Genomic DNA, 7416 nt, shown 5'->3' on the forward strand with positions numbered 1-7416 from the left:
CCGGAAAACCGTCCCCAGCCTGGTCCGCGGGGATGGTCAGCTCAGTGGCGCTGCCCTCGGAAGGGTCTACTACGCGGGGTAGGATTGGCCCCGTGATGCGACTGGGTGATCTCGAACGTGCGGTGATGGACGTGCTGTGGGACCGGTCCCCCGGCGGCGGCGTCACCGTCCGCGAGGTCGCCGAGGCGCTCGAGGAACGCGACCTCGCGTACACCACCGTGATGACCGTGCTCGACCGGCTCGCCGGCAAGGGCATGGTCGAGCGGGAGCGTGAGGGGCGCGCCTGGCGCTACCGGCCGGCCGCGACCCGCGAGGCGTACGTCGCGCAGTTGATGCTCGACGCGCTCGACCTCGCCGGCAGCTCCGAACCGGACGGACGCGCCCGCCGGAGCCTCGGCCGGGACGCCGCCCTGGTCCGCTTCGCCCGGTCGGTGACCGGCACGGAGGCCGAGGTGCTCCGGGCCGCGCTCTCCGACGAGGCGCCGGACCGGCAGGGCTGACCCATGGTGTACGCCGCCCACTTCGCCGCGACGGCGCTGGCGTGCTATCTCACCGCCCGGGTCCTGACCCATCCCGGCTGGCGGGGGCAGGCGTGGGCGTGGCAGAGCCCCCGGGTGGCAATCGTCTGCTGGCAGGCGGTGGGACTGGCCCTCGGGCTCTCCGCGATCGGCCTGCCGCTGTCGCTGGGGCTCGCGCCCTACGACGCCCCCACCGGCACCGCCCTGCGCCGCCTCGCCCGCGATCTGATCGCCGGTGAGCTTCCCGCGTCCCTGGGCACGTTCCACCTGGCGCTGATCGCGATCGGCGCGACCGTCGCCACGCTGCTGCTCGGCGCCACCACGCGCAGCGTGCTCAGCACCGTCCGCGCCCAGCGTCGCCATCGTGACCTGCTCAACCTGGTCGCCCGGAACGACCCGGCGGCCCCCGGCGCGCTGGTCCTCGACCACCCCAGCGCGGCCGCGTACTGCCTGCCCGGCGTGCGACCGCAGGTGGTGGTGAGCGCCGGGACGCTGAGCCTGCTCGACGGCGCCGAACTCGCCGCCGTACTCAGCCACGAGCGGGCCCACGCGGACGAGCGCCACGATCTCGTGCTGCTCCCCTTCACCGCGCTCTGCCGGGCGCTGCCCCGGGCCGCCTGGGTGCACACGGCGTACGAGCGGGTCGCCCTGCTGGTGGAGATGCGGGCCGACGACCGGGCGCGCCGGCTGCACGCCGACGCCCCGCTCGCGGCGGCGCTGCTGCGCTTCGCCACGGCGCCGGCCCGGGTGACTCCCGCGGGCGCGCTCGGCATCGCCGACAGCCACCTGGACGCGCGGGTGCAGCGGCTGCTGGTGACCAGCCGGCCGCCGCGGTTGCGGGTCGCGGCGGCGCTCGGCATGGCCGCGCTCCTGGTGACCCTGCCGGTCTCGCTCTTCCTGGGCTGACCACTCACCGACGGTCTACTACCTCTCGTAGTACCATTCCGCTCGTGGCCCCCCTGCTGCCGGCACCACTAGGCTTCCAGCTCATGTGCTGGTGGGTGTTCCGCGGGCGGGTCGACGGCAGGGCACCGGTGCGCCGGTGAGCCGCCGCCCCTTCGACCCGCGACTGCTGCGCCGGGTCCCCGCGACCCGGCGCCAACTCCTCGCGCTCGGATCGCTCGGGGTGATCGCCGCCGCCCTGATCATCACGCAGGCCACCGCGCTGGCGACGCTCCTCGCCGCCGCCGCCGGCGGGCGCCTGGACCGACCCGCGCTCGCCGCCTTCGTCGCCACCGTGGCCGCCCGGGCGCTGCTGCTCTGGGCGCAGGGGGTCGTGGCGGCCCGCACCGCCGCCACCGTCAAGGCCACGCTCCGCACCGAACTGCTCGGCGCGGTCGGCACGCGCGGACCCGCCTGGCTCTCGGGACAGCGGGCCGGGCAGATCGCCACGCTCGCCGGGCGCGGGCTGGACGCGCTCGACGCCTACTTCACCGGCTATCTGCCCCAACTCGTGCTCAGCGTGACCGTGCCGGTCGCCGTGCTGGCCCGACTCACCTTCGCCGACTGGAGCACCGCGCTCATCGTCGGCGTGACCCTGCCGCTCATCCCGATCTTCGGGGCGCTCCTCGGGTGGCAGGCGCAGGCCGCGACGGAACGCCAGTGGCGTCGTCTCTCCCTGCTCGGCGGCCATTTCCTGGACATGGTCGCCGGCCTCCCGACGCTGCGCGCGTTCGGCCGGGCCCGCGCCCAGGTCGAGGTGGTGCGCAGGATGGCCGACGGCCACCGGGTCGCCACCATGCGCACCCTGCGCATCGCGTTCCTCTCCGCGCTCGTCCTCGAACTGGTCGGCACGCTCTCCGTGGCGCTGGTCGCGGTCCCGGTCGGCCTGCGGCTGCTCGGCGGCGGCCTCACCCTGCAGACCGCGCTCCTGGTGCTCCTCCTGGCCCCCGAGGCCTACCTGCCGCTGCGCGCGGCCGGCAGCCGGTTCCACGCCAGCATGGAAGGGCTGACCGCGCTCGACGAGGCGTTCACGGTGACCGCGCCGGCGTCCGCGCCCGCCCCGGCCCGGCGGATCCCCCCGTCCGCGCCGTCGGAGCTGCGGTTCGACGCCGTGACCGTCGAGTACGACCGCACCGTCGCGCTGCGGGACGTCTCACTGACGATCCGCGCCGGTGAGCGGATCGCCGTGATCGGCCCGAGCGGCGCCGGCAAGAGCACCCTGCTCGGGCTCCTGCTCGGTTTCGTCACCCCGACCCAGGGCCGGGTCCTCGTCGACGGCGTCGACCTCGCCACGGTCGAGCTGGACGCGTGGCGGCGGGAGCTGGCCTGGGTGCCCCAGCGGGCGCACCTCTTCGCCGCCTCGCTCACCGACAACATCCGCCTCGGTCGGCCCGACGCGCCGCTCGCGGCAGTCCACGCGGCGCTCCGGACCGCCGCCCTCGACGACGTCGTCCGGCAGCTGCCCGAAGGGCTCGACACACTGCTCGGCGAACGCGGGCACGGTCTCTCCAGCGGCCAGCGCCAACGCGTCGCCCTCGCCCGCGCCTTCCTGCGGGACGCCCCGATCGTTCTGCTCGACGAACCCACCGCCCGGCTCGACGGCGCCGCCGAGGCCGCCGTTCTCGACGCCACCCGACGACTCGTCGCGGGCCGGACCGCGCTGCTCGTCGCACACCGGCCGGCACTGCTGCGCGACGCGGACCGGGTGCTGCGGGTCGACGGCGGCCGGGTCACCGAGCTCACGTCCGTCCCGGCGGCGGCGGCGATATGACACCCGCCCCCGAACGGACCGTCCTCCGGCTGGCCCGTCCCTATCTGGGTCGGCTGGTCGGCGCCGGCCTGCTCGCCGCCGGCACCGAACTCGCCGGCCTCGCCCTGATGGCGACCGCGACCTGGCTGCTCGTCACCGCCGCGCAGCGACCGCCGCTGGACGCGCTCACCGTCGCCATCGTCGCCGTACGGGCGCTCGCCATCAGCCGGGGCGTCCTGCGATACACCGAGCGGCTCGCCGGGCACGACGCGGTGCTACGCATCATCACCGACGTACGGGCCCGGGTCTTCGGCACGCTCATCGGCCGACCCACCCCACCCGCCGACCACCGCTCGGGTGACGCGCTGAGCCGGCTGGTCTCCGATGTCGAGGCCGTGCAGGATCTGCTGCTGCGGGTGCTGGTGCCGGCGACGGGCGCCACGGCCGTGGCGCTGCTCGCGATCGCGGGCACCGCGACCATCTCCCCCGCGGCGGCTCTCCCGCTCGCCGTGGGGCTGCTCGTCGCCGGCGTGCTGCTTCCGGCCGCGGCGACCGCGCTCACCCGGCACACCGCGGACCGGATCGCGCCGCTGCGCGGGGCGCTCGCCACCGACGCCGTCGACCTGACCCAGGGCGCCGCCGAGCTCGCGGCATTCGGGGCCACCGCGTCCGCGCTCGACCGGGCCGCCGGGCGGGCGCGGGAGCTGGCGCGGCTGGAGCGGCGGCTGGCCGTCGCCGGCTGGGCGCTGGACGGGTGCGGAACGCTCGTCGCGGGCGCGACGGCGGCAGCGGTGGTCATCACCGCACTCCGCGCCGACGTCGACGGTGTACTCGTCGCGGTGCTCGCGGTCGGCACACTGACCGCGGTGGAGGCCACCCTGGCCCTGGTCGGCGCGGCGCGCCAGTGGAGCCAGCTCCGGGCCGCCCTGCACCGGGTCACCGCGCTCCTGCTGCCCGACCCGCCCGCCACCGATCCCGCGGTCGTGGCAGCCGATCCGGACCGTTCCGCGGTGGAACACCCGGGGCACACGTGCGAGATCGACGCGGTGGAGGTGCGGTACCGCGACGACGCGGCACCCGCGCTCGACGGTGTCAGCCTCGATCTCCCCGCCGGACGTCGACTCGCGATCGTGGGGCCGAGCGGCGCCGGCAAGAGCACGCTGCTCGGTGTGCTCACCGGGGCGCTCCGACCGACCGCCGGCACTGCCATCCTCGACGGGGTGCCGCTCTGGGCGTACGAGCCGGAGCAGCGGGCCGCCCTCGTCGGCGGGCTGCTCGCCGAGGCGTACGTCTTCCACGCCACGGTCCGGGACAACCTCCTGCTCGGCCGCGCCGACGCCACCGCGGAGGAGCTCACGGCGGCGACCGCCACCGCCGGACTCGACGGCTGGGTGCGGGAACAGCCGGCGGGATGGGACACGATCGTCGGCGAGGACGGCGCGCAGCTCTCCGGCGGTCAGCGGCAACGGCTGGCGCTCGCCCGCGCCCTGCTCGCCGCCCCCGGCGTGCTGGTCCTCGACGAACCGACCGAGGGCCTCGACCCGGCAGCCGCCGACCGGGTCCTCGTCGCGGTCCTGGCCAGCCTGGCGCCGGACCGCTCACTGGTGCTGGTGACCCATCGGCTACGTGGCCTCGACGCGTTCGACGAGATCCTGGTCCTCGACGGCGGCCGGATCGCGCAGCGCGGATCCGCCGTGGAACTGGCAGGCTCTCCGGGCTGGTACCGGGACCAGTGGCAGATGCAGGAGGCCGCCGAGCGGGGTTATCTCGCGCTCGCACCCTGAGCCCGGAGCTTCACCGGGGTGCGGGCGTTCCCACCCGGCCGTCGCCGACTAGGGTGTGCGCAGAGTCACCGACCCGGCAGCCCTCGCCGGGTCGGCGCCGCATCTTGAGTCCACACGGAGGTCAGCGTGGCCCGCCAGTCGCCCCAACGGCCCGACGCCGACAAGCCCGCGGCCGAGACCGACGATCTCGCCGGCCCGGGTGAGGAGGCCGTCGACGAAGCCCCCGCCGCCAGCGGCGACCGTGGGCTGTGGGAGGACGTGCGAATCGATCCCGTCGAGATCGCCCTCCCCGCCGGCGCCGGCTTCACCCTCCGCGCATACCGCCCGGCCAACGAGGTGACCCCCACCGACATCGCCGAGCGCGAGGACGACGACCTGTTCGCCGCGAAGTCGCGGCACGCGGTGGCGGCGGAGGAGGACGACGACGACGAGACCGTCGTGATCCTCGACGAGGAGTTCCTCGCGGCGGCCGAGGACGACGAGACGGATCGGGGCGAACGGCCCGGCAAGCACGCCCGCGACGACGAGGACGAGACGGACGCGGACGCCCGAGCGGACGAGGACGAGGTCGACACCGAAGAGGTGCCCGTCTTCCTCACCCACCGCGGCAGGCTGCTGCTCTTCAAGACCCCCGAATCGCTGGTGGGCTTCGTCCGCTCGGGCGCCCCCAACGATCTGGCTCAGCTCGACACCTGGGCCGACCTCACGGAGCGGATCCAGCCGGCGGACGTGACGCCGCTGGACGAGGACTCCTACGAGCTCGACCTCGTGGTGGAAAACCTGCGCGGCGGGCACGACACCTGGGACGCGCCGCTGCTGATCGAGGCCGGCGAGGTGGCACGCGACCTCGCGTACGCCCTCCGACTCCCCTCGGTGCTCGACATGCTCTCCGCCGGGTCCAGCCTCGATGACCTCGACGAGGCGCTCCGGTCGACCGTCGACGGCGGCATCGGTGGTTTCATGGGACGCCGTCGACTCAAGAAAATCGGGGCACAAACCGCAAGTCTTGGCTGGCGGACGATTATCGGCAAGATCTCTGCTGCTGTGGACTGGCGCGACTGACCCCTTACCAGGGAGCATCAGTCCTTGGCACACGACTCGTGTCCCGGAGGGAGGACGACGCCGTGGCGCTCGTGCGGGTGTACTGCGGTCTGGCGTCGGCGGATTCGACAGCACGATCGACTTCGGTCGGATCGGTGCTGACGGCCGCCGTGGTCGACGACGCAGGCCGGCTGCTCGACGTCTGCGAGATCAGTGACGACCCTGCTGGCTATGCCAGGCTCGGCGCGCTACTTGTAGAACGATCGAGCGGGCCGAGCGGTGCGGCAACTGCCGCAGACAGCGATGATCACGTCGTGACGTCGCTGCTGACGGCGGCCGGCCGTCCTCTCGCGATCGCCGACGATGACGCCGTCGACGACTACGCCGAGCGGTTCGCCGACGACGAGTCGTTGGAGGAGATGGAGTCGCCGCCCGCCGAGCGGCGTGCCGTCGGCCTGGCCCGCGCGCTGCAGGCCGGTGCGCTCTCCGCGGTGGCCCTCCCGGCGCCACGGGACCTCGCTCCCTTCAAGCCGGTCCTCGCCGCCCACGCGGCGCTGGCAAACGGCCGGCACGCGGCTGCGGTCGCGCTGCGCGAGGTGCTTCGCGAGCTCTACCCGGCGGCGTTGCGCGCCTACCCCGATCCGGCCGAGCCGTTGTCACTCGCGGTGCTCGACGCGCTGCCCGAACCCGGCATGCTCGGTGTCGGCGGCCGTGGTCGCGACAGCGCCGTGGCGGCGGACGCGGTGGCCGCGCAGTTGGCCGCGGACGGAGTCGCCGACGCCGACACGATCGCCGACGCGGTGACGGCGCTACGCGTCGCCATCGCGGAGACGCCCCGCCGGGGCACCACGAAGGCCCTGACCTCAGCCACCGCCGAAACCGTGCGGCACGCCGTCGCCGCCGTACGGGCCTGTGACGCGGGCTGTGACGCCCTGATGGCCACCTTGGCCGCGCGAGTCACCACCCCGCCACCGGTCGCCGGCCGCCGCGCCGTACGACGCTCGGGACCCGGCGGCACCTCGACCCCCATCTCCGCACCGCCCGTCGGTGGTCTGCACTCGGTGCGTTCACCGATCGCCGAGCCGGCCCCGCCCCGGGTGCCGACGGTCGGACGTCGGGCCCGCCCGGAGCCGGCCGCCCCGACCAACGAACCGGTCGTTCCGCAGCCGATGACGGCGCCACCGGTCGCGCCCGCGCCCATAGCGCCGCCGCCGGTGGCACCCAGGCCGGTCGCCCCCGCCGCGTCGCTCGAGCCGGTCTCGGGCCCGTCGACGCTCGCGGCGCCGCCGGCTCCCGCGACGCAGCTGGTGATGGCCCGCTCCGGCGACGACGTCGCGTTCGGGCTGGAGAACCGGGGCGTCCCGGCGGACGAGATCTGGCC

At 75.1% G+C, this 7416-nt stretch carries 4 protein-coding genes and 2 pseudogenes; all 6 read left to right on the top strand.

The window, feature by feature from the left end; translation table 11 throughout:
• Positions 1 to 92: 92 nt before the first annotated feature.
• Positions 93 to 500, top strand: a complete 408-nt coding sequence (locus tag AB0J06_RS01700; RefSeq protein ID WP_357423434.1) for a BlaI/MecI/CopY family transcriptional regulator — start codon at positions 93 to 95, stop codon at positions 498 to 500.
• Between the two features lie 3 nt (positions 501 to 503).
• Entirely contained in the window at positions 504 to 1424 is a 921-nt protein-coding gene (locus AB0J06_RS01705) for a M48 family metalloprotease (protein ID WP_357423436.1), read from the top strand.
• 136 nt (positions 1425 to 1560) lie between these two features.
• On the top strand, positions 1561 to 3231 hold the full coding sequence (gene cydD / locus AB0J06_RS01710) for a thiol reductant ABC exporter subunit CydD (protein WP_357423438.1): 1671 nt from the start codon (positions 1561 to 1563) through the stop codon (positions 3229 to 3231).
• A gap of 5 nt (positions 3232 to 3236) precedes the next feature.
• Positions 3237 to 4994 (top strand): annotated as a pseudogene (cydC, locus tag AB0J06_RS01715) (thiol reductant ABC exporter subunit CydC); the annotation flags it as partial.
• A gap of 126 nt (positions 4995 to 5120) precedes the next feature.
• Positions 5121 to 6056 carry a DNA primase gene (locus AB0J06_RS01720; protein ID WP_357423440.1) on the top strand — a complete coding sequence of 312 codons (936 nt, stop codon included), beginning with the start codon at positions 5121 to 5123 and terminating at the stop codon, positions 6054 to 6056.
• Positions 6057 to 6094: 38 nt separating this feature from the next.
• Positions 6095 to 7416: pseudogene (locus AB0J06_RS01725) on the top strand (transposase); the annotation flags it as partial.

This window comes from Micromonospora sp. NPDC049679, from assembly GCF_040659735.1.
In the GTDB taxonomy this organism is placed as follows: domain Bacteria; phylum Actinomycetota; class Actinomycetes; order Mycobacteriales; family Micromonosporaceae; genus Micromonospora_I.